The 23,388-nt window shown below is 58.4% G+C and carries 22 protein-coding genes; 10 read left to right on the top strand and 12 right to left on the bottom strand.

The window, feature by feature from the left end; all coding sequences use genetic code 11:
- Positions 1-316 precede the first annotated feature (316 nt).
- The 3 genes from betI (at position 317) to betA (ending at position 4,298) form a co-directional block, all read left to right on the top strand.
- Positions 317-919, top strand: a complete 603-nt coding sequence (betI, locus tag ACYF6X_RS12970; protein WP_004939107.1) for a transcriptional regulator BetI — start codon at positions 317-319, stop codon at positions 917-919.
- Between the two features lie 14 nt (positions 920-933).
- Positions 934-2,406, top strand: coding sequence for a betaine-aldehyde dehydrogenase (gene betB, locus ACYF6X_RS12965; RefSeq protein ID WP_130018451.1), 1,473 nt, complete (start codon positions 934-936; stop codon positions 2,404-2,406).
- Between the two features lie 224 nt (positions 2,407-2,630).
- Entirely contained in the window at positions 2,631-4,298 is a 1,668-nt protein-coding gene (gene betA, locus ACYF6X_RS12960) for a choline dehydrogenase (RefSeq protein WP_130018452.1), read from the top strand.
- 108 nt (positions 4,299-4,406) lie between these two features.
- On the opposite strand, the gene ACYF6X_RS12955 is transcribed toward betA, so the two are convergent.
- From ACYF6X_RS12955 to ACYF6X_RS12945, 3 genes are all read right to left on the bottom strand, one after another.
- A complete protein-coding gene (locus ACYF6X_RS12955; protein WP_130018453.1) occupies positions 4,407-6,032 on the bottom strand; it encodes an FMN-binding glutamate synthase family protein in 1,626 nt (541 codons plus the stop codon).
- 185 nt (positions 6,033-6,217) lie between these two features.
- Complete coding sequence (locus ACYF6X_RS12950) at positions 6,218-6,808, bottom strand: LuxR family transcriptional regulator (RefSeq protein ID WP_004939094.1); 591 nt, start codon at positions 6,806-6,808, stop codon at positions 6,218-6,220.
- A 21-nt stretch (positions 6,809-6,829) separates the two neighbouring features.
- The gene (locus ACYF6X_RS12945; protein ID WP_047568560.1) at positions 6,830-7,546 is read right to left on the bottom strand and encodes an EAL domain-containing protein; all 717 of its coding nucleotides are present in this window, start codon (positions 7,544-7,546) and stop codon (positions 6,830-6,832) included.
- Between the two features lie 514 nt (positions 7,547-8,060).
- Here ACYF6X_RS12945 and ACYF6X_RS12940 point away from each other — a divergent pair.
- The 4 genes from ACYF6X_RS12940 (at position 8,061) to ACYF6X_RS12925 (ending at position 13,032) form a co-directional block, all read left to right on the top strand.
- Positions 8,061-8,588 (top strand): fimbrial protein, encoded by a 528-nt coding sequence (locus ACYF6X_RS12940; protein WP_063988841.1) that lies wholly within the window; start codon positions 8,061-8,063, stop codon positions 8,586-8,588.
- A gap of 66 nt (positions 8,589-8,654) precedes the next feature.
- A complete protein-coding gene (locus ACYF6X_RS12935; RefSeq protein ID WP_004939085.1) occupies positions 8,655-9,338 on the top strand; it encodes a fimbrial biogenesis chaperone in 684 nt (227 codons plus the stop codon).
- Positions 9,339-9,364: 26 nt separating this feature from the next.
- A complete protein-coding gene (locus tag ACYF6X_RS12930; RefSeq protein ID WP_063988842.1) occupies positions 9,365-11,980 on the top strand; it encodes a fimbria/pilus outer membrane usher protein in 2,616 nt (871 codons plus the stop codon).
- A gap of 11 nt (positions 11,981-11,991) precedes the next feature.
- Positions 11,992-13,032: a fimbrial protein gene (locus tag ACYF6X_RS12925; protein WP_063988843.1), complete on the top strand. Its 1,041-nt coding sequence runs from the start codon at positions 11,992-11,994 to the stop codon at positions 13,030-13,032.
- 73 nt (positions 13,033-13,105) lie between these two features.
- On the opposite strand, the gene ACYF6X_RS12920 is transcribed toward ACYF6X_RS12925, so the two are convergent.
- From ACYF6X_RS12920 to ACYF6X_RS12900, 5 genes are all read right to left on the bottom strand, one after another.
- Positions 13,106-13,564 (bottom strand): helix-turn-helix domain-containing protein, encoded by a 459-nt coding sequence (locus ACYF6X_RS12920; protein ID WP_107227424.1) that lies wholly within the window; start codon positions 13,562-13,564, stop codon positions 13,106-13,108.
- A gap of 206 nt (positions 13,565-13,770) precedes the next feature.
- Positions 13,771-15,351, bottom strand: a complete 1,581-nt coding sequence (gene mqo / locus ACYF6X_RS12915) for a malate dehydrogenase (quinone) (RefSeq protein ID WP_130018454.1) — start codon at positions 15,349-15,351, stop codon at positions 13,771-13,773.
- Positions 15,352-15,812: 461 nt separating this feature from the next.
- The gene (phoA, locus tag ACYF6X_RS12910; RefSeq protein WP_063988846.1) at positions 15,813-17,240 is read right to left on the bottom strand and encodes an alkaline phosphatase; all 1,428 of its coding nucleotides are present in this window, start codon (positions 17,238-17,240) and stop codon (positions 15,813-15,815) included.
- A 130-nt stretch (positions 17,241-17,370) separates the two neighbouring features.
- Positions 17,371-18,078, bottom strand: coding sequence for a glutathione S-transferase N-terminal domain-containing protein (locus ACYF6X_RS12905; protein WP_063988847.1), 708 nt, complete (start codon positions 18,076-18,078; stop codon positions 17,371-17,373).
- A gap of 74 nt (positions 18,079-18,152) precedes the next feature.
- On the bottom strand, positions 18,153-18,836 hold the full coding sequence (locus ACYF6X_RS12900; protein WP_107227425.1) for an ArsR/SmtB family transcription factor: 684 nt from the start codon (positions 18,834-18,836) through the stop codon (positions 18,153-18,155).
- Positions 18,837-19,003: 167 nt separating this feature from the next.
- Here ACYF6X_RS12900 and ACYF6X_RS12895 point away from each other — a divergent pair, with 167 nt between their 5' ends.
- The gene (locus ACYF6X_RS12895) at positions 19,004-19,351 is read left to right on the top strand and encodes an antibiotic biosynthesis monooxygenase family protein (RefSeq protein ID WP_063988849.1); all 348 of its coding nucleotides are present in this window, start codon (positions 19,004-19,006) and stop codon (positions 19,349-19,351) included.
- 31 nt (positions 19,352-19,382) lie between these two features.
- Here ACYF6X_RS12895 and ACYF6X_RS12890 read toward each other — a convergent pair whose 3' ends face one another.
- Entirely contained in the window at positions 19,383-20,114 is a 732-nt protein-coding gene (locus ACYF6X_RS12890; RefSeq protein WP_048796067.1) for an isochorismatase family protein, read from the bottom strand.
- Between the two features lie 132 nt (positions 20,115-20,246).
- On the opposite strand from ACYF6X_RS12890, the gene ACYF6X_RS12885 reads away from it, so the two are divergent.
- Complete coding sequence (locus tag ACYF6X_RS12885) at positions 20,247-21,143, top strand: LysR family transcriptional regulator (RefSeq protein WP_130018455.1); 897 nt, start codon at positions 20,247-20,249, stop codon at positions 21,141-21,143.
- A gap of 167 nt (positions 21,144-21,310) precedes the next feature.
- Positions 21,311-21,808 (top strand): P-loop nucleotide/nucleoside kinase family protein, encoded by a 498-nt coding sequence (locus ACYF6X_RS12880; protein ID WP_063988851.1) that lies wholly within the window; start codon positions 21,311-21,313, stop codon positions 21,806-21,808.
- A 32-nt stretch (positions 21,809-21,840) separates the two neighbouring features.
- Here the strand turns inward: ACYF6X_RS12880 and ACYF6X_RS12875 are convergent, their stop codons facing one another.
- The 3 genes from ACYF6X_RS12875 to cynS form a co-directional block, all read right to left on the bottom strand.
- Positions 21,841-22,347, bottom strand: a complete 507-nt coding sequence (locus tag ACYF6X_RS12875; RefSeq protein WP_107227428.1) for a GNAT family N-acetyltransferase — start codon at positions 22,345-22,347, stop codon at positions 21,841-21,843.
- A 61-nt stretch (positions 22,348-22,408) separates the two neighbouring features.
- Positions 22,409-22,666 (bottom strand): YjhX family toxin, encoded by a 258-nt coding sequence (locus ACYF6X_RS12870; RefSeq protein WP_004939031.1) that lies wholly within the window; start codon positions 22,664-22,666, stop codon positions 22,409-22,411.
- Positions 22,667-22,900: 234 nt separating this feature from the next.
- On the bottom strand, positions 22,901-23,371 hold the full coding sequence (gene cynS / locus ACYF6X_RS12865) for a cyanase (protein ID WP_130018456.1): 471 nt from the start codon (positions 23,369-23,371) through the stop codon (positions 22,901-22,903).
- Between the last annotated feature and the right edge of the window lie 17 nt (positions 23,372-23,388).

Raw genomic sequence — 23,388 nt, 5'->3', positions numbered from 1 at the left:
GCGGCCATCCCCGTGAGGAGGGCCTGAATGATACCGCTTTCGCCTGTTAATGAAGCGCCGGCGCGCTTCGCGGCGGGAACCGCTTACAGCCACTGATTTTGGTCAGATTCGTTAATTACCTCACAAAAATCAGCCAGTTCCACAACCAGATAGTACAAATTTTTAACCAGGCGGCAATAAAATATATGCAATTTTTATTGAACGTTCAATCAAAAAAAAGTTTAATGGTCCTCATGATGACCTGAATCACGGGCGAAACGGCAGTGAAATTTGCCCGCTGAGATAAGGCCGAAGTCGGTTTTGTGAGAGTCGAAATATGCCAAAGGTAGGAATGCAGCCAATCAGAAGGCAGCAGTTGATTGATGCCACGCTCGCCGCGGTAAACGAAGTGGGAATGCATGACGCCACCATCGCGCAGATCGCGCGGCGGGCCGGCGTTTCCAACGGCATCATCAGCCATTATTTCAAGGACAAGAACGGCCTGCTGGAAGCCACGATGCGCTATCTGATCAGTCATCTGGGCGAGGCGGTGAAGCTGCGCTTGCAGGCGCTGACCGATAACAGCCCGGCGGCGCGGCTGCAGGCGATCGTCGCCGGCAACTTCGACGACAGCCAGATCAACAGCGCGGCGATGAAGACCTGGCTGGCCTTTTGGGCCAGCAGTCTGCACCAACCGCAGCTCAACCGGCTGCAGCAGGTGAACGGCCGCCGGCTCTATTCCAACCTGTGCGCCGAGTTTCGCCGCGTCATGCCGCAGCCGCAGGCGCGGTTGGCGGCCAAGGGGCTGGCGGCGCTGATCGACGGACTGTGGCTGCGCAGCGCGCTGCGCGGCTCGGCGTTCAATCAGGCGCAGGCGCTGGCGCTCACGACCGAATACATCACGTTCCAACTCCGGGGGCAGACGCCGCCCGGAGGATAACCCAAGGAGATCCTATGTCCCGTTTTGGCTTGCAGAAGCTCTATATTCATGGCGCCTATGTAGACAGCACCGCTGGAAAAACCTTCAACGCCATTAACCCGGCGAACGGCGAAGTTCTGGCTGAAGTCCAGTCCGCCGGCGCTGAAGACGTCGATCGTGCGGTGGCCAGCGCGGCCAGCGGGCAGAAGGTGTGGGCGGCGATGACGGCGATGGCGCGTTCGCGCATCCTGCGTCGCGCGGTGGATATTCTGCGCGAGCGCAACGATGAACTGGCGGCGCTGGAAACGCTGGATACCGGCAAAGCGATGTCGGAAACCACCGCGGTGGATATCGTTACCGGCGCCGACGTGCTGGAGTATTACGCCGGCCTGATCCCGGCCATTGAAGGCGAACAGATCCCACTGCGCGAAACCTCATTCGTTTACACCCGCCGCGAACCGCTGGGCGTGGTGGCCGGCATCGGCGCCTGGAACTACCCGATTCAAATCGCGCTGTGGAAGTCCGCGCCGGCGCTGGCGGCGGGCAACGCGATGATCTTCAAACCGAGTGAAGTCACCTCGCTGACGGCGTTGAAGCTGGCGGAAATTTACACCGAAGCCGGCCTGCCGGACGGCGTTTTCAACGTGGTGACCGGCAGCGGCGCGGAAGTGGGGCAGTACCTGACCGACCATCCGGGCATCGCCAAAGTCTCTTTCACCGGCGGGGTGAAAACCGGCAAGAAGGTAATGGCCAACGCGTCGGGGTCGACGCTGAAAGAAGTCACTATGGAGCTGGGCGGCAAGTCACCGCTGATTATTTTCGACGACGCCGATCTGGATCGCGCCGCCGATATCGCCATGATGGCCAACTTCTACAGCTCCGGCCAGGTGTGCACCAATGGCACCCGCGTCTTCGTGCCGGAGGCGCTGCAGGCGCAGTTTGAGGCGAAAATCCTCGAGCGCGTGAAGCGTATTCGCCTCGGCGATCCGACCGATCCGCAGACCAACTTTGGGCCGCTGGTCAGCTTCGCGCACATGGAGTCGGTGCTGCGCTTTATCGAGAGCGGCAAGAACAGCGGCGCGCGCCTGCTGTGCGGCGGCGAACGCGTCACCCACGGTGAATTCGGCAAAGGCGCTTATGTGGCGCCGACGGTATTCAGCGACTGCCGCGACGACATGGAAATCGTGCGCGAGGAGATCTTCGGGCCGGTGATGAGCATTCTCAGCTACCAGAGCGAAGAGGAAGTGGTGCGCCGCGCCAACGACACCACCTTCGGCCTGGCCGCGGGCGTGGTGACCAACGATCTGGCACGCGCGCACCGCGTGATCCATCAGTTGGAAGCCGGCATTTGCTGGATCAACACCTGGGGCGAGTCGGCGGCGGAAATGCCGGTCGGCGGCTACAAGCAGTCCGGCGTCGGCCGCGAGAACGGCCTGACGACGCTGGAACACTACACCCAGATCAAATCGGTGCAGGTTGAGCTGGGCGAATACGCCTCGGTATTTTAACTATCCCCGTCGTCTTTCAAGCTACAGCGTTGTTGGCTGCGAGCGCAGACCCCAGTCACTTACTTGAGTAAGCTCCTGGGGCTCTGCGCCCTTGCCGCCTAGCTGTAACTCGAAATCCATAGGGGATATATCTTTTTTGCATCCAAAACTGCCTTGATATATTCAGCATGCGGAATTCAAGCCATTCGCATCATCCAGGCATACGAATATTTAGGAGATAATGAATGGAATTTGACTACATCATTATCGGTGCCGGTTCTGCCGGCAACGTGTTAGCCACCCGATTGACCGAGGATGCCGATGTCAGCGTCCTGCTGTTGGAAGCTGGCGGCCCGGATTACCGGATGGATTTCCGTACCCAGATGCCGGCCGCGCTGGCGTTTCCGCTGCAGGGCCGCCGCTATAACTGGGCGTATGAAACCGATCCTGAGCCGCACATGAACAACCGCCGGATGGAATGTGGCCGTGGCAAAGGGCTGGGCGGTTCGTCCCTGATCAACGGCATGTGTTACATTCGCGGCAACGCGATGGACTTCGATAACTGGGCCAAGGCGCCGGGTCTGGAAGACTGGACCTATCTGGACTGCCTGCCGTATTTCCGCAAGGCGGAAACGCGCGATATTGGCCCGAATGATTACCACGGCGGCGAGGGCCCGGTGAGTGTCACCACGCCGAAAGCCGGTAACAACGAACTGTTCCACGCCATGGTAGAAGCCGGCGTGCAGGCGGGTTACCCGCGCACCGACGATCTGAACGGTTACCAACAAGAAGGCTTCGGCCCGATGGATCGCACCGTGACGCCGAAAGGGCGCCGCGCCAGCACCGCCCGCGGTTATCTGGATCAGGCGCGTTCGCGGCCGAACCTGAAAATCGTTACCCATGCGTTGACCGACCATATCGTGTTCGACGGCAAGCGTGCGGTGGGCGTCAACTATTTGCAGGGCGACAGCAATCAGCTGACCCACGCCAAAGCGCGGCGCGAAGTGCTGCTGTGCGCCGGCGCCATCGCCTCACCGCAGATCCTGCAGCGTTCGGGCGTTGGCCCGGCGGCGCTGCTGAACAGCCTGGATATCAAGGTGGTGCACGATCTGCCGGGCGTCGGGGAAAACTTGCAGGATCACCTGGAGATGTACCTGCAGTACGCCTGTAAGAAACCGGTGTCGCTGTACCCGGCGCTGCAATGGTTCAACCAGCCGAAGATCGGCGCGGAATGGCTGTTCAACGGTACCGGCGTCGGCGCCAGCAACCAGTTCGAGGCCGGCGGTTTCATCCGCAGCCGTGCAGAGTTCGCCTGGCCGAACATTCAGTATCACTTCCTGCCGGTGGCGATTAATTACAACGGCAGCAACGCGGTCAAAGAGCACGGCTTCCAGGCGCACGTCGGCTCGATGCGTTCGCCGAGCCGCGGCCGGGTGCAGGTAAAATCGAAAGATCCGCGCCAGCACCCGAGCATTCTGTTCAACTACATGGCGACCGAACAGGACTGGCAGGAGTTCCGCGACGCTATTCGCATCACGCGCGAGATCATGGCGCAGCCGGCTTTGGACGAATACCGTGGCCGCGAGATAAGCCCGGGGCCGGAGGTGCAGACCGACGAACAGCTAGACGCTTTCGTGCGCGAGCACGCCGAAACCGCCTTCCACCCGTCCTGCTCGTGCAAGATGGGCGAGGATGAGATGGCGGTGGTCGATGGGCAGGGCCGGGTGCACGGCATGGAAGGATTGCGGGTGGTGGATGCGTCGATCATGCCGCTGATCATCACCGGCAACCTGAACGCCACCACCATCATGATCGCCGAGAAGTTAGCCGATCGCATTCGCCAGCGCGCGCCGCTGCCGCGTAGCGCCGCCGACTATTACGTCGCCGGCGATGCGCCGGTGCGCAAGCAGTAACCGACACGCCCTCTCGCCGTTGAGGGGGAGGGCCGCCGTAGCAAGCAACCCCTCTCCATATGCTCTTCCCCAAGGCGAGGGGGCAACTCTTTTTTATTCCTTATCCCATCATGCCGCCGGCAGCGAGATCGCCTGATCGAAACTGGTGGGCGTCGCCATACGCCACATGCGGGCATAGAACTCGCTTTTGATCTCCGGCTGCAGCAGCGCCCCCGGCTCCAGGTAGTAATAGATATCGGCGTACACCTTGATCTCGGTCGGCGTGATGCGGCGCAGCATATGGTGTGAGGTCAGCTGTTCCGGGCGGCTGACGCCGGCCGCCGCCAGCATGTCTGCCAGCGCTTTCACCGTATTCTGATGGAAGTGGTAGACGCGTTCCGCCTTGTTCGGCACTACAAGCGCTTTCTGTCGTAGCGGATCTTGCGTCGCCACGCCGGTTGGGCAGTGGTTGGTGTGGCAGCTTTGCGACTGGATGCAGCCGACGGCGAACATAAAGCCGCGCGCCGAGTTCACCCAGTCAGCGCCGAGCACCAGCACGCTGGCGATATCGAAGGCGCTGATGATCTTGCCGCTGGCGCCTATCTTGATTTGGTCGCGCAGGCCGCAGCCTACCAATGTGTTATGCACGAACAGCAGCCCTTCGCGCAGCGGCATGCCCATATAGTTGGAAAGCTCGAGCGGCGCGGCGCCGGTGCCGCCTTCCTTGCCGTCCACCACGATGAAATCCGGCAGGATGCGGGTGTGCAGCATCGCCTTGACGATGGCGACGAATTCCCACGGGTGGCCGATGCACAGCTTGAAACCGACCGGCTTACCGCCAGACAGTTCGCGCAGCTGCTGGATGAAATGCATCATTTCCAGCGGGGTGGTGAAGGCGCTGTGCGAGGCCGGCGAGATGCAATCGACCCCTTCCGGCACGCCGCGGGTGGCGGCGATTTCCGCATCCACCTTCTTCGCCGGCAGAATGCCGCCGTGGCCGGGTTTGGCGCCTTGGCTGAGCTTGATTTCAATCATTTTCACCTGCGGGCTTTGCGCCTGTTCGGCAAAGCGCCGCGGATCGAAATGGCCGTCGGCGGTGCGGCAGCCGAAATAGCCGCTGCCCAGCTCCCACACCAGATCGCCGTTGTTTTCGCGGTGATAGCGGCTGATGCTGCCCTCGCCGGTGTCGTGGTAGAAATTGCCCTTGGCCGCGCCGAGGTTGAGCGCGCGAATGGCGTTGGCGGAGAGCGCGCCGAAGCTCATGGCCGAGATGTTGAAGATCGACGCGGAGTAGGGCAGGCGGCAGTCGGCGCCGCCGATAGTGATGCGGAAACTGGTCGGGTCGGCGGCTTCCACCGGCCGCATGGAGTGGCCGATGCACTCATAGCCGGTCTGGTAGACGTCCAGCAGGGTGCCGAACGGCTTGTCGCCCATCTCGTTTTTCGCCCGGCGATACACCAGCGTGCGCTGGGTGCGTGAAAACGGGATCTCTTCATTATCCTGCTCGAGGAAATACTGGCGCAGTTCCGGGCGGATGAACTCGAAGAAGAAGCGCAGGCGGCCGATGATCGGGTAGTTGCGGCAGATGGCGTGGCGTTGCTGCGTGAGATCATAGATGCCCAGCACCATCAAGCCACCGCAGGCCAGGGCCGGCAGCCAGAACCACGGATGGTTGCGCATCATGATCAAGAAAACCAGGGTGAGCAAGATGCTCAGCACAAAGCAGGTGTAGCGGCTGAATAAGGACGACTTCATAACATCTCCTGATGTTTATTTTAATCCACACGACATGACTCACGGATAATCCGTGTGCAAATCGTAACCAACAGGAGGAGATGTTGTGTGTCTGTTGCTGCTTTGTCGCCGGTTGTTACATTAATTTAACTTGGCGGGGGAGGGCTGGTTGCCGCGCGGCGTACCGCGCAACAAGCCAGGGCAGGTTATTTGCCGGCGACGAAGATGGTGCTCATGCTGCGCAGCCGCAGCTTTTTCATCGCGCTGTATTTCTGCGAAAAGATGGTTTTTGGGTGCGTGCCGCGTTTTTCGGCAATGTGCAACAGGCTGTCGCCGCGCAGCAGATTGAAGATCACGTCGCTTTCCGCCGGGCTGAGCTCGCGGGTTTTCTGCACTCTGATGCCGCCCGGTTCTTTGCTTTCCAGCAGCCGCTGGATTTTTTCCTGCAGCGAATAAAGCGGAATGCGGGTAGAGACCAACTCAACGGAAATCCCCAGGATCGACAACAGCTTCACCACGCGCTCGTCGTCATAGAACACCAGCAGACGCGTCTTGCTGTTGTACTGCTGGTGCAGGGACACCAGGCTTTCGATCACGTTGACGCTCTGTTCCAGATTTTGCGAGGTGAAAATCAGCGCGATATCGTGCTTGGTGATCTTCTCTGCTTTGGCGCCGCCGTGCATGAAATCGGAAAACAGGCGGATATCGTACGCGCCGTAGTGTTTCTTCAGCAGCACCGACAGGCCAACATAGCTGTACTTACACTCACTAATCACAAGAACGTTGTTTTTAGACATAGGGCAAACACCAATACCGAGTTAAAAGTATTCAGCTGTAAGAAGCGAGTTCAAATCCTTGATGCTGGATTCCTTCCACAGCTTTCCCTGCAGTGCGTAATATGGCATTTCATCCAGCCATTTCTTGTGTTCGGGAGTTTCAACTCCTTCGATAATTACCTTGTAATGATTAAGGTAAAAAAAGCGCAGTAACGCGCGCATCAAGCCCTCGCCGCCGGACTTTTTCATGAAGTCCCAAAGCAGAAAACGGTCGAGCTTAACGAAGCGGAACTGGCTGTTGTACAACGCGGAGAAACCCGCATAGCCAGAACCAAAATCATCGAGCCAAAATGAATAACTATTCAATGACGGATCGCCGTGTACGCGATCTTTCACCAGCCGGGTTGAATTCTCGCTGATCTCAAAATGAATACAGCGCAGGGCATTAATTCTTTCGGCAAAGTGAGTATTCGCCAGCGATTGCAGGGAATAGTCGTCAACATTCAACGTGGCTATCACTTGGTTTTCATGAAACCAGTGTTTGTATTTATCGATCAGATTGATCTGATCCATCAAAATCTCAATCCGGGTGGCACTGTCGGCGTGACGAAAGAACTGTTCGGGAGAAAAATGGGCGTACTCACTATTAAACGTAAAGCGAGACAGACATTCAACGGCCAGCAATTGTCCCGATTTCGCGAACATTGGCTGAAAAACATAATTAATGCCGTTATTTTTCTCTCTGAAAGAACTGCTCATTTCCCAATCCTTGGATTGATATTTAACTTGTTGATTTTAAATGGTTAAAAAGAAAGTTACTCCGAGTTTATTGGTAAATTTCTTATTTAAAGCGTCAGGATGGCCGAAGCGTGTCGACAGACCATTTAACGCGTAATTCGTGCCAAAGTCCAAACGTCGCAATGTGTTACTAAATGTAAATATTCGGGATAATATTCTGATTTTCAGGCCTTAATGCAAAATCTTGAACTCTGCAGCTTTCCCAAACACAGATTATTCCTATTCATATGAATCGTCAACATCGATCGATAGGTACCCGCCGATAGTTTATTCCTATCAAGAGGGGCCTTATGAATGTTTTAAACGATTTAACATTAAGAATATGCTTAGTCTATATTTCGTCCGGCAATGAGTTCATCGAGGCAACGCTCCTTTTCAGCAAGGGAGTGCTATCGCTGAGTGTATGCTCAGTGGCGGCAATATATATATAAGCCCGCCACTGAATCGATTATTTTATTGTTCTATGGAGCTGGAAATGAAAAAAGTATTATTGCCTTTGGCCGCCCTGGTATTGTCTGCAACTGCTTCCAACGCAATGGCAGCAAACGGCAACGTTAAATTCACCGGTGAAATTGTACAGTCCACCTGTAAAGTTGTTGATAAAGACCAGAATAAAGAAGTTTACCTGGGTAAATATCCTACTACCGCTTTCCCAACTGCCGGTTCTACCAGCGGTGCTAAAGCTTTCGATATTAGCCTGGAGAAATGTGAAGCGGGTAACTACACCCTGCGTTTCGACGGTAACACCCCTGCGGGCCACCCAGAGCTGTTGGCTGTAACTGGCGGCGCGGCTGGCGTTGGCGTTGAAATTCTGGATAACAACGGCTCTACTCTGCCTATCTCTCAGGAAGTGGCTACCCCAGCTACCGTTACTGTTGCTGCTGATGGCGATAACCCAGGCGCTGCGACTTTCAACCTGCGCGCTCGTTACAAATCCTTCCAGGATCTGGTAACTGCCGGTCAGGCAAACTCTAACGCTACCTTCACCATCGAATACAAATAATTCGCTGGCAGGATAGATAGAGTTATTGGCCAAGGATGGCTAAATTTTGAGAGTTGAGACATTCCGATGAAAAAAATTCTGACTGGTATTTTATTCGCATTCTCTGTTAATGCCTTCGCAGGCATCCAGGTTGATGCGACGCGTGTCATCTATAACAGTGCAAGTAAATCCGCATCGCTCTCAATCAGCAATGACAGCGACGATACCTACATGGTGCAAACCTGGCTGGATACTGGCGATGCAAGCCAGATGCCTAAGAATTTGCCGATCGTGGTGACGCCACCCATTTTGAAGCTGGCTGCCAAGAAAGACGCTATTTTGCGTTTTATCTATTCCGGCAGCGGTTTGCCGCAGGACAGAGAATCTCTGCTCTGGGTCAACGTACAGGAAATTCCGCCAACGCCTAAGCAAGATAACGTGCTGCAGGTGGCGATCCGTACCCGTATCAAACTGTTCTATCGCCCAGATTCGTTGAAAACCAACCTGCAACAGCAGGCGGAAGCGCTGAAGTGGAAGCGCCAGGGCGGCAATTTAGTCGTGACTAACGATGGCCCGCTGTTCGTCACGCTGGGCGTGTTGAACCTGAAGAGCGGTGGCAAGAGCTGGAAAGTGAACGCCGACATGGTCAAGCCACACGACAGCCTGCGTATCTCCCTGCCTCAGGGCGCGCAATCAGCCAACAATATGTCGTTTACCTATATCAACGACTATGGCGGTCACACCGAGATTAAAAACGTCGCACTGAATTGATTGAAGCACTTCAAGGAATGAAAGAAATGGCACACAAAAGAATAACAACCCTCGCGCCAAAACGTTTGGTGAAGCTGATTAATGGTGTAATTTATTTTTCTGCTGTGCCTTTTTCATTCTCACAGATGGCCATGGCGGAGGAGCAGTTCAACACCTCCTTCATCCATGGCGATGACAATATCGCCCAAGTGGCGTCGTTGGCCAGCGGGGATGATATTCTGCCGGGTAAATATCCGTTTGATATCTATCTCAACGGGCAGCGTATCGATCACCGCGAGATCGAGTTCAAGAAAGAATCCAAAGACTCCCCGGTAGCGCCGTGCCTGACGGCTGTGGATTACCAGGATTACGGCGTAAAGCTGCCCGGCGATCTGACCACCGCTGGCGCCGCGCAATGCTATGCATTGCCGCAAGAAATCTCCGGCGCCAAGCTGAGCTATGACGCCGCCGTACAGCGTATGGATCTGGAAGTGCCGCAGGTGTTTCTGATCCCGCGCCCGCAAGGTGCCATTTCACCGAAAGTTTACGATCGCGGCATCAACGCCGGCTTTGTAAACTATAACTTTAGCGGCACCCATAACCGCTATGGCAATAACCAGAACGACAAGACTTCTGACTATTACTTCCTGAGCCTTAACAATGGCCTTAATATTGGCGATTGGCGCCTGCGCAACAACTCGACGCTGAACCAGCAGTCGGGTGCCGGCACGCACTGGAAGAACATTTCCAGCTGGGCGGAAACGGATATCGTTTCTCTGCGCAGCCGTCTGGTGATCGGCCAGACCAACACTAACAACAACGTTTTCGACAGCATCCAGTTCCGCGGTGTGCAGATGTCCAGCGCCGACGACATGCTGCCGGAAAGCCAGCGCGGCTATGCGCCGGTGGTGCGCGGCGTGGCGACGACCAACGCGCGCGTTGAAGTGCGTCAGAACGGTTATACCATTTACAGCACCAACGTTCCGCCAGGGCCGTTTGCGCTGACGGACATTTTCCCAAGCACCCTGAGCGGTAACCTGGACGTGACGGTCATCGAAGCCAACGGTTCGAGAACCTCTTTCGTCGTGCCATTCTCCTCGGTGCCGAACATGCTGCGCGAAGGGATTTGGAACTATCAGCTGACCGCCGGTAAATACCACGACGGCACCAGCCGCTATCAGCCCAAGTTTGTCCAAGGCACCTTGTCGCACGGCATGGCGTATGACATCACGCCTTACGGCGGCGTGCTGGTGGCGGAGAACTACCGTTCAGCGGTCGTGGGCCTCGGTAAAAACCTGGGGAACTGGGGGGCCGTCTCTTTTGATATGTCCTATTCCGACACCAACCTGGTGAACGGTGATGACAAACAAGGGGAGAGTTTCCGTTTCCTGTATTCCAAGTCGCTCAACGACTGGGGGACGGAATTCCGCATTGCCGGTTACCGTTACTCGACCTCCGGATATTATGATTTCTCCGATGCGGTGGCCGAGCGTGAACGCTATGAGAACGGTTATTACCGGAACGATTACTACGATCAAAACGATCGCAACCTGGGCGTGCCGGATTGGGCGGAATCGCGCCGTCGCAGCTATTACACCAGCCGTTTCAACAACAAACGCCAGCGCGTTGAGCTGTCTGTCAACCAGCGCATCGCCGGTAGCTCGACGCTGTACGCTAACCTCAGCAACCAGTCTTACTGGGGCGGGTCCGGTGAAGATCGCACTGTACAAACCGGTTTCAACAGCAGCTATAAAAATATCAGCTATGGCGTCTTCTATCAGGACAGCCGCAGCAACTACGGCTATAAAGACCGCAGCGTCAACCTGACCGTGTCGATTCCGTTCAGCTTCTTCAGCAAGGACTCGTCGGACATGACCGCCAGCTTCAACGCCGGCCACAGCAAGCAGAGCGGCAATACCTACAGCGCCGGCCTGAGCGGCACCGCGCTGGATGACAACCGCTTGAACTATGCGGTGCAAAGCGGTCATGATCGTTATTCGGGCCAAACCAGCTCGGCCAACGTCGGTTATCAGGGCAGCATGGGGACCATCAATGCCGGTTATAGCTACAGCAAAGATTATCAGCAGTCTTCGTTGGGCGTGGCGGGCGGCATCGTCGCGCACTCCGGCGGTGTGACGCTGACCCAGCCGCTGCAGAATACGTTTGTGCTGGTGGAGGCGAAAGACGCCAAGGGCGTTCGTATCGAAAACCAACCGGGTGTCGCCATCGACCGCTTCGGTTACGCGGTGATGACCTCTGCGTCGCCATACCGCCATAACCGCGTGGCGCTGCGCACCGAAGATATCGGCAACGGCCTGGATATCCCGATGGCGGCGAGAGACGTGGTGCCGACTTACGGCGCAATCACCCGCGTGAAGTTTGAAACGCATACGGGCCAAAGCCTGTTGGTACACAGCAAGATGGCCGACGGCAGCGTACCGCCGATTGGCGCCAACGTCTTCAGTGCGGACGGCAAGAACAACGGTACTGTCGGTACCAACGGCGATATTTATATTTCAGGGGCTTCCGCAGGGGATCGCCTGCTGGTGAAATGGGGCAACGACGCGGGCGAGAGCTGCTCACTGGTGGTGCCGGAATTGAAAGCGGCGACTGAACAGTTGATGGGTTATCAGGAACTTTCGCTGACCTGCGGAAAACCGTAAAAGGAAAGGATATGTCTTCTTTGTTAAAGCACAAGAATCTCGGGTTGGCGGCTGGGCTGCTGGTCACGCTGGGCGCGTTTTCGCAGAGCAGCTATGCGCTGTCTTGTAAGCAGAACGGCAGCATTCGCCAGGATATCGTGCTGGATAAAGCCATCAAGGTGTCGACCGCCAATACCGCGCCGGGCGCGTTGCTGTGGCGTTCGCAGACCTTTACTTCGACTTTCCAATGTACAGATGACTGGAACAACCCGAAAGGGGAGAATGCCTACCTGTACTGGGATCCGCAGTCCCGGATGAGCCAGATCCATAACTCGATCGAAGTGGGCGTTACTTATCAGGGGGTTGACGTCAAACCGACGAAAGGCGCACGTCAGGACGTGGGGCCCGGCACGGAATGCCGCCGTTCGGGTAGCCGCTGCCTGTCTCCGGCCAGACCGCTGACGGTAACCGTGTCTTACGCTATCTATATTAAAGCAACCGGCAAAGCGCCTCCGGCCGGCGGCAAGATCAACGACAACAACTCCTACTCGGTGTTTCAGGTTGATGGCGTCGGCGGCTTGAACGGCACGCCGAACAGTAACTTTAACGCCTACATTTCCGGGTTGGGCAACATTCAGTTTATTTCCTGCAACCCGAAAATCACCGTCGTGGCCAACAACGGTTCGACGGTGAATTTTGGCACTATCCCGCGTCAAAATGCGGTGGTGGGTAAAATCGAGAAACAGGTGCCGTTCTCGGTTGCCGCCAATATGTCCGATCCGACGACCGGGCAGGACTGCCAGGGGGAAACGTTGCAGGCCAGCTTCAGCAGCACTTATCCGCTGCAGGATAACAGCGTGATCCTGCCGACCAGCGACAGCGGCTTCGGTATTTTGATCTCGCAGGCGGCCACGCCGAATACGCCGATCATGATGAACAGCCCGGTCGATCTGGGTCTGGTCAACGGCACCATCGTTGAAAAGAACTTCATGGCCAGCCTGAAATGGTTGAGCACCAACCCGAAAGTGGGGCCATTCAGCGCATCGGCGAATATTGACGTCACCTTCAAATAATCCGGTGTCGCTTCAATAAAAAAGGGTTCAGTTCGCGAGAACTGAACCCTTTTTACGTGTTATGCCGCGTTTATCAACGCAGCCCCATCCAGGTGGTGCAAACGCCTTCCGGCGGTTTGCCGGCGTACCAGCGGGGCAGCGTGGGGGCATCGTGGCGTGGCTCGGCCTCCAGCTCTACCGGCTGCGCCGGCCATTCCGCGACGTCCCAGCGAGTGGTGCGGCGATAGACCGCCGGGGTTTTGCCGAACTGTTTCTTGAAGGCGCGTGAGAACGAAGGCTGAGAATCGAAATGGTATTGCAGGGCGATATCCAGGATCGGGCGCGGGGTGGAGCGCAGCGCCTGCGCCGCCTGCGACAGGCGCCGCTCGCGGATATAGCTGCCGAGCGCGTGGCCAGTGGTGCTGCGGAACATGCGCTGCAGGTGCCATTTGGAGTAGCCCGACTTGGCGGCGACGTTATCCAGCAGCAGCGGCTGGTCCAGATGAGTTTCAATCCAGTCTAGTAAATCGTGAATGATATTGACGCGATCCATGGTTTTAGTTCTCCCGCAAAAACGACATTCAGGTCACAGTGACTTAGCTTAATTATCCAAGAATATGCTTTGATAATAGGCGTGAGTGCGCCGTTACGCAAGGGTAAACCGGGGGTAAAAAGGTGACCAAAAATGCTCTTTGAATCGCAGGGGGATAAAAGAAAGGCCGCATAAAGCGGCCTTTCCAGCAGGAAACGAGTGGAAAATCAGTTGGTTTCCGGTTTCACTTCAATGTAGTTCAGACCCAGGACGCTGCTGGTGTAGCCGCGGATCTTGTTGGTCATCTCGATATCGCCGTTCAGCTTGTGGCCGTAGGACGGGATGATCTCTTCCAGCTTGCTCTGCCATTCCGGCGTCGCCACTTTGTCTTTGAACACGGTTTCCATCAGGTGCAGCATGATTGGCGCAGCGGTGGAAGCGCCCGGTGACGCGCCCAGCAGAGCGGCGATGCTGCCGTCTTCAGAGCTGACGACTTCGGTACCGAACTGCAGCACGCCGCCTTTATCCGCGTCTTTCTTGATGATCTGCACGCGCTGGCCTGCGGTCCACAGCTTCCAGTCTTCCTGCTTGGCGTCCGGGAAGTACTCTTTCAGCGCGGCGAAGCGATCGTCGTCGTTCATCATCAGCTGGCCGACCAGGTATTTCACCAGATCGAAGTTATCCAGACCAACGTGGGTCATCGGCATCAGGTTCGAGGTGCTCAGCGAGTGCAGCAGATCGAACAGTGAACCGTTCTTCAGGAACTTGCTGGAGAAGGTGGCGAACGGCCCGAACAGCAGCACGCGCTTGCCGTCCAGCATACGGGTATCCAGGTGCGGCACGGACATCGGCGGCGAACCTACGCTGGCCAGGCCATACACTTTGGCCAGGTGCTGGTTGGCGATCGCCGGGTTGGTGGTGACCAGGAACTGGCCGCCGACCGGGAAGCCGCCGTAGCCGTCGGCTTCTGGGATGCCGGATTTCTGCAGCAGGGTCAGGGACGCGCCGCCGGCGCCGATGAACACGAACTTGGCGTTAACGGTGGTTTCTTTACCGTCGCGGTTCAGATCGGCAACGGTCACGCTCCAGGTCTGGTCGGCGTTGCGCTTGATGTCGCGTACTTCGTGGCTCAGGTTCAGCTTGAACTTGTCGCTGGTGCTCAGCGCGTCAACCAGCTGGTGGGTGATCACGCCGAAGTTAACGTCGGTACCCAGCGGCATGCGGGTCGCGGCGATTTTCTGCGCCGGATCGCGGCCGTTCATCACCAGCGGCGCCCACTGTTTGATTTGCGCAGGATCTTCGGAGTATTCCATGCCGCGGAACAGGGTGCTGTGCTGCAGCGCCGCGTAGCGTTTACGCAGGAAGTTGACGTTGTCGTCACCCCACACGAAGCTCATGTGTGGCACGCTGTTAATGAAGGATTTCGGATCTTTCAGGACAGCGTTCTTCACCTGATAAGACCAGAACTGGCGGGAGATTTCGAAAGACTCGTTGACCTTCACCGCCTTGCTGATGTCGATGGTGCCATCGGCTTTTTCCGGCGTGTAGTTCATTTCGCTGAAGGCGGAGTGGCCGGTACCGGCGTTGTTCCAGCCGTTGGAGCTCTCTTCCGCCACGCCGTTCATGCGCTCGTACATGTCGATGGTCCAGGTCGGCTCCAGCTCATGCAGATAGGTACCCAAGGTCGCGCTCATGATGCCGCCGCCGATCAACACCACGTCGACGGTTTTATTCTTCTCTTCAGCCGCTGCCTGCTGCGTAACGCTAAACAGGCTGAGACTGAAAATCAGGACGAGTAATTTTCTCATTGAATTAAATCTCTTGTGTGTAAATTCTACTCATTGCAGGTGAAAGAATTTAGCGGGAGTTACCCTGGAAAATAGTGAAGCCGACCGCCCGGCGTGAGCCGATAGGCAGCGATAATGCCTTTTTGTTAATAGGGTTTTTAACGAAAAGTGAACTATTGCAGGCCGTCCGGATGCAAATTGATCGGTTCACGTTACTGGCGGGGTATTATTGTTTGCGAGAATGTTAAAAACTACTTTTGTAACTAAAAAAAATGAATATAAGCAAAAATAGGTCGGTTGCTGTCGCAGGAATAAACAGAGAGGGGGGAAGGGCCGTATAACCGCGTTATTTTCAGGGGCTAATTGCCGCGCAATTAAACGTTATTTCGTTATCACACAATAATTGCGGTTAAATTGCAAATATACATCGGTAACCAATAATAAATGGCCGCCGCTACGGGCGGCCAGGATTCACAAGGTGGTTACTTGATGCCCATCGCATCGCGCATGGTGAAGAACAGATCGGTCTGATCGGTCAACCCCACCACGTTGGCGGCGTGCGGGCCATAGGCCGCGACGCGCAGCTGGGTGCCGGTGTGCCCCTGCGACTCTTCTTCCGAGTTGCCGTAGCTGAGGGTCATCGGCGCGCCGTCTTTGGTGGTCAGTGTCTGGGTCAGGCCTGGCGCTTTGGCGTCGGCAGCGACGATCTGGCTGGCGTGCGCGTGGTCGGCGGTGACGATCACCAGCGTGTTGCCGTCGGCGCGGGCGAAGGCCAGCGCTTTTTGCACCGCTTCGTCCAGATCGACGGTTTCACCAATCTGCCCGCACGGGTTGGCGGCGTGATCCTGCTTATCGATCGACGCGCCCTCTACCTGCAGGAAGAAGCCGTTCGGGTTGTCTTTCAGCAGCGCGATCGCTTTTTCGGTCATCGCCGCCAGCGTTGGCGTGGCCGCGGTGCGCGCCGGGTTGTCTTCGCAGGTTACCGCCGGCTTGTCGAGGTTGCCGTGATAGCTGGCTTTCGGCCCCAGCCAGCGCACCGGCATGTTGCCGTCGGCGAACAGGCCCAGCAGCGGCTTTTGCTGATTGGCCAGGGTAACGGCCTGCAGCTCATCCGCGTTGCTCACCCACTGATAACCCTGCGCTGCTGCCTGATCCTTCAGCGATTTTCCTTGCCATTCGCCGCTTTTCGCCAGTTGGTTGAAGGACTTCGCGCCGCCGCCCAGCGTGACGTCGGCGCGAGTTTTCAGCAGTTGCTCGGTGATGGAGCCGCGGCCGCCGTTTTCCAGCGCGTTAGCGGCGCATTTCTCGCTGGTTTCCTGCGGGCCGTAGCATTTGCGCGAGGTGACGTGCGACACCAGCGCCGCCGGCGTGGCGTCCTGCAGTTCGGCGGTGGAGACGTTGCCGGTGGCCTTGCCGGCCGCCTTGGCGATCTCCAGCAGCGTTGGCTGGTCTTTGCCGTTTACGTCGACGCCGAGCGCGCCGTTATAGGTTTTCACCCCGGTGGCCCAGGCGGTGGCGGAGGCGGCGGAGTCGGTCACGTAATCCGGCTTGTGGGTTTTCTTGTCCAGCGAGTAGTGGGTGTATTGCCCGGTCAGCGGCAGGGCGTCGATGCCCTTGAAGTAACCGCCTGCGCCTTCGGCGTAGTTACGCGCGGCGGTGATCTCGGAATCCCCCATACCGTCGCCGATCAGCAGGATCACGTTTTTCACCGTTTTGTCCGACAGCGACGCCTTCAGTGCGGCGGTCTGATCGCCGGCCAGGCGACGGGCGCCGCCCGGCTCGGTGAGGGTGCCGCGCGCGGCGCGCTCGGTCAGGCCATCGGCATTGGCTGAGGTTTCCGTCGCGGTGGCGGAGGAACAGAGCAGGGCGGACAGCACGGCGCCGGCGATCAGGGATACAGCAGGTTGCATGGGGTAAGCTCCTTGTCGTAATACAACAATGTAAATAACATCAAATTGTTACGAAAGGAGAGTAGAGCAGAGGGATGACAATTTTATGACAGCGAAAGACGGGATGGCCCGGCGGCCACCCCGTTTGGCGTCAGGCCGCGCGCGCCGGGATAGCCAGCCCACGCTGTACCGCCGGCCGCGCCAGACCGCGCTCCAGCCACTGCGCGACGCGCGGGAAACTGTCGAACGCCACCAGCTCGCGCGCCTCATAAAAGCCGATCAGGTTACGCACCCAGCCCAGCAGCGAGATATCGGCGATGGTGTAGTCCGCGCCCATGATCCAATCGCGGCCCTCCAGGCGCGTTTCCAGCACGCCGAGCAGGCGTTTCGATTCGTTTGTGTAGCGCTCCAGCGGCCGTTTGTCTTCATACTCGCGCCCGGCGAATTTGTGGAAGAAACCGAGCTGGCCAAACATCGGGCCGACGGCGGCCATCTGGAAGAACACCCACTGAATGGTTTCGTAGCGCTGCGCCGGATCCTGCGGCAGGAAACGGCCGCTCTTTTCCGCCAGGTAGAGCAGAATGGCGCCGGATTCGAACAGCGGCAGCGGCCGGCCGCCGGGGCCATCGGGATCGATGATCGCCGGGATCTTGCCGTTCGGGTTCAGCGCCAGAAATTCCGGCGTCCAGGTTTCGTTGTTGCCGATGTCGATCAGGTGCGCTTCATAAGGCAGGCCGATCTCTTCCAGCATGATGGACACTTTGACACCGTTCGGCGTCGGCAGAGAGTAGAGCTGCAGCCGTTCCGGGTGCTGAGCCGGCCAGCGTTTGACGATCGGGAATTGGGTGGAATCGAGCATGGAAACTCCTCGGGTTGGCGGGGTCGCTTAAGCGTACCCCTTGAGTATTGCAGTAAAACTACCCCGCCGCCGGGTTACACCGTGAGCTCAAAATGTGCGGCCAGCGCTTTTTTACCGGCGGGGGTCAGCTGCAGCTCGCGGCTGTCGAGCCGGCGGACGATCCAGCCGCGTTGAATAAAAGCGGCCAACAGCGCGGCGCCCAGTGCGCCACCGAGGTGAGAGCGGCGTTCGCTCCAGTCCAGGCAGCCGCAGGCGAAGCGGCGGCGGGTGGGGGCGGGGGAGCAATCGACGCCCAGCCGCGCCAGCGCGGCCTGACCGGCGTCGCTTAACCGGTAGTCTTCCTCACCGGTCAGCCAGTTCAGCGCACGTAGCCGATCGTGCAGCTTCACCGCCACCTCGCCCGCCATGTGGTCGTAGCAGGTGCGGGCATATTGCAGCGTGGTGGGCGTGCTGCTTTTCACCGACGGGCGCGGTACGCCCGCCAGCGCCATCAGGCCTTCCAGCGCGTCGGCCACCGGCTGGCCGGCCAGCCTGAAATAGCGGTAGCGCCCCTGTTTGACGCAGGCGAGCAGCCGCTGCTCCAGCAGTTTCGCCAGATGCGCGCTGGCGGTGGACGGGGCGACCTCGACCGCCGCGCTGAGCTCGGTGGCGGTGTAGGCGCGCCCATCCATCAACAGGCACAGCATGCGCGCCCGGGTGCGGTCGGCGATGGCGGCGCTCAGCGCCGCTAAACGATCTTCTATGTCGATGTCATGCATACTTCGAGGTTAGGCGAAGTATGACTGCGCGTCCATTGCTAGCCTGTGGTTGTCGCACTCTGGGCCAGTGCGTCTGTGTTCGCTGGATATTGATGAGCGGGCGTTGGAATCGGTGCGGTGGCTACAATGTGCGCGTACCTGAATGTTACCGTTGAGAGGAAACGATAATGATCGCCGTGATTTTTGAACTGCAGGCCGCCGATGGGCAGCGTGATACCTATCTGGCGCTGGCGGCGGAGCTGAAGCCGCTGTTGGCGCAGATCGACGGATTCATTTCCATCGAGCGTTTTCAAAGCCTGGCCGATCCTGCGCGCCTGCTGTCGCTCTCCTTCTGGCGCGACGAGGCGGCGGTGCAGCAGTGGCGCAATCTCGAGCAGCACCGGGCGGCGCAGGCGCGCGGCCGTGGCGAGGTGCTGGCGCAGTACCGGCTGCGGGTGGCGGAGGTGGTGCGGGATTATGGGTTGGAGAGTCGCGATCAGGCGCCACAGGATAGCCGTTGTTATCACCACACCTGAAAAAAGCCCGCCGGCGGCGGGCTTCCGTCTGTTATTTCGCTTCGCTGCCCACTTTCATTGCTCCGGCGTAGCTGGCACCCATTCCCCAGGCGGCGCCGTGGTCGCGGGCGATCTGCAATACGCCCCCCGCCGTGGCCTTGCGGCTCCAGTCCTGCTGCCATTCCAGCATTAATGCCACCCAGTTGATAGGGGTGGCGCCCGCCTGTATCAGACGCTGCATGGCGTTGTTTTGGCTGTCTGGCGTAATGTCGCCGGTGACGTCCGACAGGATATAAACCTCATAACCCTCGCCCAGGGCAGACAGCGCCGGCAGCATCACGCAGCTGGCGGTCCATAGCCCGCCGATGATGATTTTCTTGCGGCCGGATTGTTTGATCAGATCCACCACGCGCCGATCCTGCCAGACGTTGATGGCGGTGCGATCGTACACCTGCAGATCCGGGCGTGCCTGCGTCACCTGCTGGAATACCGGCCCGGCGAAACTTTTGGCGTTAGCCGAGGCCAGAATGGTCGGCACGTTGAACACCTTGGCGGCCTTGGCGATACCGGCGGCGTTATTCACCAGATTGGTTTGGTCGATAGAGGAAATGGTCATGCCGAACATGTCCTGCAGATCGACCAGCAGCAGCAGACTGTTGTCGGCGGTCAGCGGTTGCACATAACCCGCCTGGCGGCTGTCGGCGGCGGGGGATTGCGCCAGCGCGGCGACGGGGGCGGTGGCGGCGCTCAGGCCGAGCATCAGGGCGAACAGGGTCTTTTTCATTATTAACTCCATTTTTATCAGTACATTAAATTCACTTCACACTCAGGGAAGCGGTTGAATAAAGTCTACTGTTATTTATTTGGTTAATAATCTATGGTTTACTGAATTAATAATTAACTTATAGGACATAATATGGACGTGCTACTGACGATGCGCGCCTTTCGCCGCGTGGTTGAGCGCAACAGTTTCTATAAGGCGGCGGAGGATCTGGCGATCACGCCGGCGGCGTTGAGCAAGCAGATTAAGCAGTTAGAGAACCGGTTGGGGGCGCTGTTGCTGGTGCGCACCACTCGCAGCATGAGCCTGACCGAAGCCGGGCAGCTCTATTACCAGGAAGCCTGCCGATTGCTCGGCGAGTTCGACGCGCTGGAGCAGACGGTTGCCGCCAGCGCGCAGCAGGTCTCCGGCACGCTGCGGGTCAATGCGCCGCTTTCGTTCGGCCTGACGGTGCTGTCGCCGCTGCTGCCGCCGTTTATGCAACGTTACCCGCAGCTGCAGGTGGAACTGACGCTGGACGACAGGGTATTGGACGTGGTGGCGGCCGGTTTCGATATTTCCCTGCGCATTCGCCGACGGCTGCCGGATTCTTCCCTCAGCGCCCGGGCGCTGGGTGAAGTGCACCAGCGAATTTGCGCCGCGCCCGGCTATTTGGCACAGCACGGTGTGCCGCAAACGCCGAATGACTTGCAGCGGCACAGCTGTCTGGCCTATTCCCTGGCGGAAAGGCCGGGGCAGTGGCAGTTCACCGCCGGCGAGGAGAGCCTGAGCGTGGCGTTCACTCCCCGGTTGATCGCCAACAACAGCCTGATGCTGCGGGATATGCTGGTGGCGGGACTGGGCATCGGTTCGCTGCCGTCGTTCGTGGCGGATCCCGAAATCGCCGCCGGCAGGCTGGTGCGGTTGTTCCCTGAACAGATTGCCGAAGCGCATCAGGTCTTCGCGGTTTACCCGACGCGCCGGCATGTGCAGCAGAAAGTGAGTTTATTCACCGAGTTTGTGCGAGAACAGGGATTGATGACGGCGAATTGACAACGGCGCACGGTTGTCATATTCATTAGTTATGAAAAAATCCTATCGCCCATTCGCGCAAATTATTATCACCCTTCTCCAAAGGGTGGGATAGCGCGTGTGTCGCCAATAAAAACCCGCCGGCAGGCGGGTTTTTTATCCCCTTCCGGCAACGACCGGAGAACGCCATGAAAACCTACCCTGCAGTTTTACACCTGATGTGCGGCAAGGCCGGCGCAGGCAAATCGACGCTGGCGCAGCGTTTGGCGCAGCAACCGCAAACGCTGTTGCTGGTCGAAGATGCGTGGCTGGCGACGCTGTATGAACAGGAGATGGCCAGCCTGCAAGACTATGCGCGCTGTTCCGACCGGTTGCGGCGGGCGCTGGGCGGGCACCTCGTTCAGCTGCTGCGCGGCGGCTGGTCCGTGGCGCTCGATTTCCCGATGAATACGCCGGACAGGCGGCGCTGGGCCAAAGCATTGGCGGAGGAGGCCGGTGTTGCACACTGCCTGCACTTTCTCGACGTCAGCCATGCGCAGTGCCTGAGCCGGATAACGCTGAGAAACGCGCGCGGCGAGCATCCGTTTACACTGAGCGAAACGGAGTTTGAGCGCCTGGCACAGTACTTTGTTCCCCCGGCGGAAGAGGAAGGGATGACCGTCTTGCGTTATGGCGAACAGGACTGAAAACCGGCGCCATGACGGCGCCGGCAACAGGGTTAGGCTTCGGCGTTAAACGCGTTGTGGAAGGCGACTTCTGCACACGGCAGCGCGCCCTGGAAGGTGATGGCGCGGAAGTAGTCTTGCGGCACGCCCGGCAGGGTCAGCGCCGTTTGCGCCAGGAAGCCGAAACGGCCGTAATAGTTCGGATCGCCCAGCACCACGCAGCCTGCGGCGTGCCGTTCTTGCAGTTCGGCCAATAGCTGGCGGATCAGCCGGCTGCCGATCCCCCGGCTCTGACAGGCCGGCAGCACCGACACCGGCGCCAGCCCGTACCAACCGGCGCCGCCGTTGCTGAGCACGACCGGTGAGACGGACGCGTGCCCGATCGGTGTGCCATTGTGCTCAGCGACCAGCGACAGGGTGAGAGCGCCTGCCGCACGCAGCGCGTTGACGATAAACTGCTCGGTGTGGCTGCTGTGTTCGGCATGCAGGAACGCGGCGGCGGTCAGGGTGGCGATGGCGCCGACGTCGGCCGGCGTTTCGTGGCGTAAAGTGATGTTCATGGTTGTCTCCTGATCAACAAGGCTGAGTCGACCGGGCTGCCTGCCCGGCCGGTATCGATGATTAACGGTTATCCAGCTGCGCACGCACGGCCTTGAGCCCGGCGAAGGTGACGCGATAAGGGCGCCCCTGGCGAGAGAGGATCAGGCGTTTGGTTTTGAGCTTGGTGAAGACGGCCAGCGAGCAGTCGGCCAGGCCGAGCCCTTCGCGGGTGTAGCATTCGACGTGGGTGACGCGACCGGCGTCGTTGCGGGTGAAGGCGATATAGCCGCCTTTGGCCAACACGTGCAGCACGCGTTGTTCCGCTTTGGAAATGTTCATGTTGGGAGATCCTGTAATAACCCCAGATACGCGCATCCCCGCGCAAACGCGCGTCGGATACGTCAGAGTCCCTCGCCATACGGCAAGGAAGCGACTATCGGGTGGTTACAATCTCCAACATACAGGCCTCGGGCAGTGAAAAACGCCAGGGCGGCGTTTCAGCGCAGATAATGTAGCCAATGGCCGGTTGGCTGTCAATTTGCCGGCGGCGGCGGGCCGCCGGCGAAAGGCCAATTAGAAAGGCTTGGTCGGCAGGTATTTGCCGTCCAGGGTGATCACCGCACGTTCGCCGCCGTCCGGATCGGCGACCTTTTTGATATCCAGCTTGAAGTTGATGGCGCTGATGATGCCGTCGCCGAACTGCTCGTGCACCAGCGCTTTCAGCGTGGAACCGTAAACCTGCAGCATTTCATAGAAGCGATAAATGGTCGGATCGGTCGGCACGCCGCCGGGAATGCTGCCGCGCAGCGGGATGGTTTGCAGCAGCAGCACCGCCTCTTCGTCCAGCCCCAGCTTGGCCGCGACCGTGCGCGCCGCCGGTTCCGGCAGCGCATGCTGCCCCAGCAGCGCGGCGGTGACGAACGCCAGGCTGAGACCCGTGCCCTTGGCCAGCGCGTCGAAAGTCAGGTTATGGCGGATCTTGGCGGCCATGATGGTGTCGGTGAGCGCTGAGCGCGGGGCGGCATTGTGCAGAGAGTGTGTCATGTTAGCTCCTTTTGTTG

Source organism: Serratia sp. ID 25-353 (assembly GCF_054792795.1).
This window is presented reverse-complemented; position numbering and strand designations above follow the sequence as displayed.

What these genes read in the sequence shown, in the direction of transcription:
- ACYF6X_RS12875 (WP_107227428.1), bottom strand. Translation starts at nt 22,347, where the DNA reads ATGAACATCACTTTACGCCACGAAACGCCGGCCGACGTCGGCGCCATC.
- ACYF6X_RS12885 (WP_130018455.1), top strand. Translation starts at nt 20,247, where the DNA reads ATGGACGTGCTACTGACGATGCGCGCCTTTCGCCGCGTGGTTGAGCGC.
- betI (WP_004939107.1), top strand. Translation starts at nt 317, where the DNA reads ATGCCAAAGGTAGGAATGCAGCCAATCAGAAGGCAGCAGTTGATTGAT.
- ACYF6X_RS12905 (WP_063988847.1), bottom strand. Translation starts at nt 18,078, where the DNA reads ATGCTCGATTCCACCCAATTCCCGATCGTCAAACGCTGGCCGGCTCAG.
- ACYF6X_RS12895 (WP_063988849.1), top strand. Translation starts at nt 19,004, where the DNA reads ATGATCGCCGTGATTTTTGAACTGCAGGCCGCCGATGGGCAGCGTGAT.
- betA (WP_130018452.1), top strand. Translation starts at nt 2,631, where the DNA reads ATGGAATTTGACTACATCATTATCGGTGCCGGTTCTGCCGGCAACGTG.
- cynS (WP_130018456.1), bottom strand. Translation starts at nt 23,371, where the DNA reads ATGACACACTCTCTGCACAATGCCGCCCCGCGCTCAGCGCTCACCGAC.
- ACYF6X_RS12880 (WP_063988851.1), top strand. Translation starts at nt 21,311, where the DNA reads ATGAAAACCTACCCTGCAGTTTTACACCTGATGTGCGGCAAGGCCGGC.
- ACYF6X_RS12920 (WP_107227424.1), bottom strand. Translation starts at nt 13,564, where the DNA reads ATGGATCGCGTCAATATCATTCACGATTTACTAGACTGGATTGAAACT.
- ACYF6X_RS12935 (WP_004939085.1), top strand. Translation starts at nt 8,655, where the DNA reads ATGAAAAAAATTCTGACTGGTATTTTATTCGCATTCTCTGTTAATGCC.
- phoA (WP_063988846.1), bottom strand. Translation starts at nt 17,240, where the DNA reads ATGCAACCTGCTGTATCCCTGATCGCCGGCGCCGTGCTGTCCGCCCTG.
- ACYF6X_RS12900 (WP_107227425.1), bottom strand. Translation starts at nt 18,836, where the DNA reads ATGCATGACATCGACATAGAAGATCGTTTAGCGGCGCTGAGCGCCGCC.
- ACYF6X_RS12950 (WP_004939094.1), bottom strand. Translation starts at nt 6,808, where the DNA reads ATGTCTAAAAACAACGTTCTTGTGATTAGTGAGTGTAAGTACAGCTAT.
- ACYF6X_RS12945 (WP_047568560.1), bottom strand. Translation starts at nt 7,546, where the DNA reads ATGAGCAGTTCTTTCAGAGAGAAAAATAACGGCATTAATTATGTTTTT.
- ACYF6X_RS12955 (WP_130018453.1), bottom strand. Translation starts at nt 6,032, where the DNA reads ATGAAGTCGTCCTTATTCAGCCGCTACACCTGCTTTGTGCTGAGCATC.
- ACYF6X_RS12930 (WP_063988842.1), top strand. Translation starts at nt 9,365, where the DNA reads ATGGCACACAAAAGAATAACAACCCTCGCGCCAAAACGTTTGGTGAAG.
- ACYF6X_RS12870 (WP_004939031.1), bottom strand. Translation starts at nt 22,666, where the DNA reads ATGAACATTTCCAAAGCGGAACAACGCGTGCTGCACGTGTTGGCCAAA.
- betB (WP_130018451.1), top strand. Translation starts at nt 934, where the DNA reads ATGTCCCGTTTTGGCTTGCAGAAGCTCTATATTCATGGCGCCTATGTA.
- ACYF6X_RS12890 (WP_048796067.1), bottom strand. Translation starts at nt 20,114, where the DNA reads ATGAAAAAGACCCTGTTCGCCCTGATGCTCGGCCTGAGCGCCGCCACC.
- ACYF6X_RS12925 (WP_063988843.1), top strand. Translation starts at nt 11,992, where the DNA reads ATGTCTTCTTTGTTAAAGCACAAGAATCTCGGGTTGGCGGCTGGGCTG.
- ACYF6X_RS12940 (WP_063988841.1), top strand. Translation starts at nt 8,061, where the DNA reads ATGAAAAAAGTATTATTGCCTTTGGCCGCCCTGGTATTGTCTGCAACT.
- mqo (WP_130018454.1), bottom strand. Translation starts at nt 15,351, where the DNA reads ATGAGAAAATTACTCGTCCTGATTTTCAGTCTCAGCCTGTTTAGCGTT.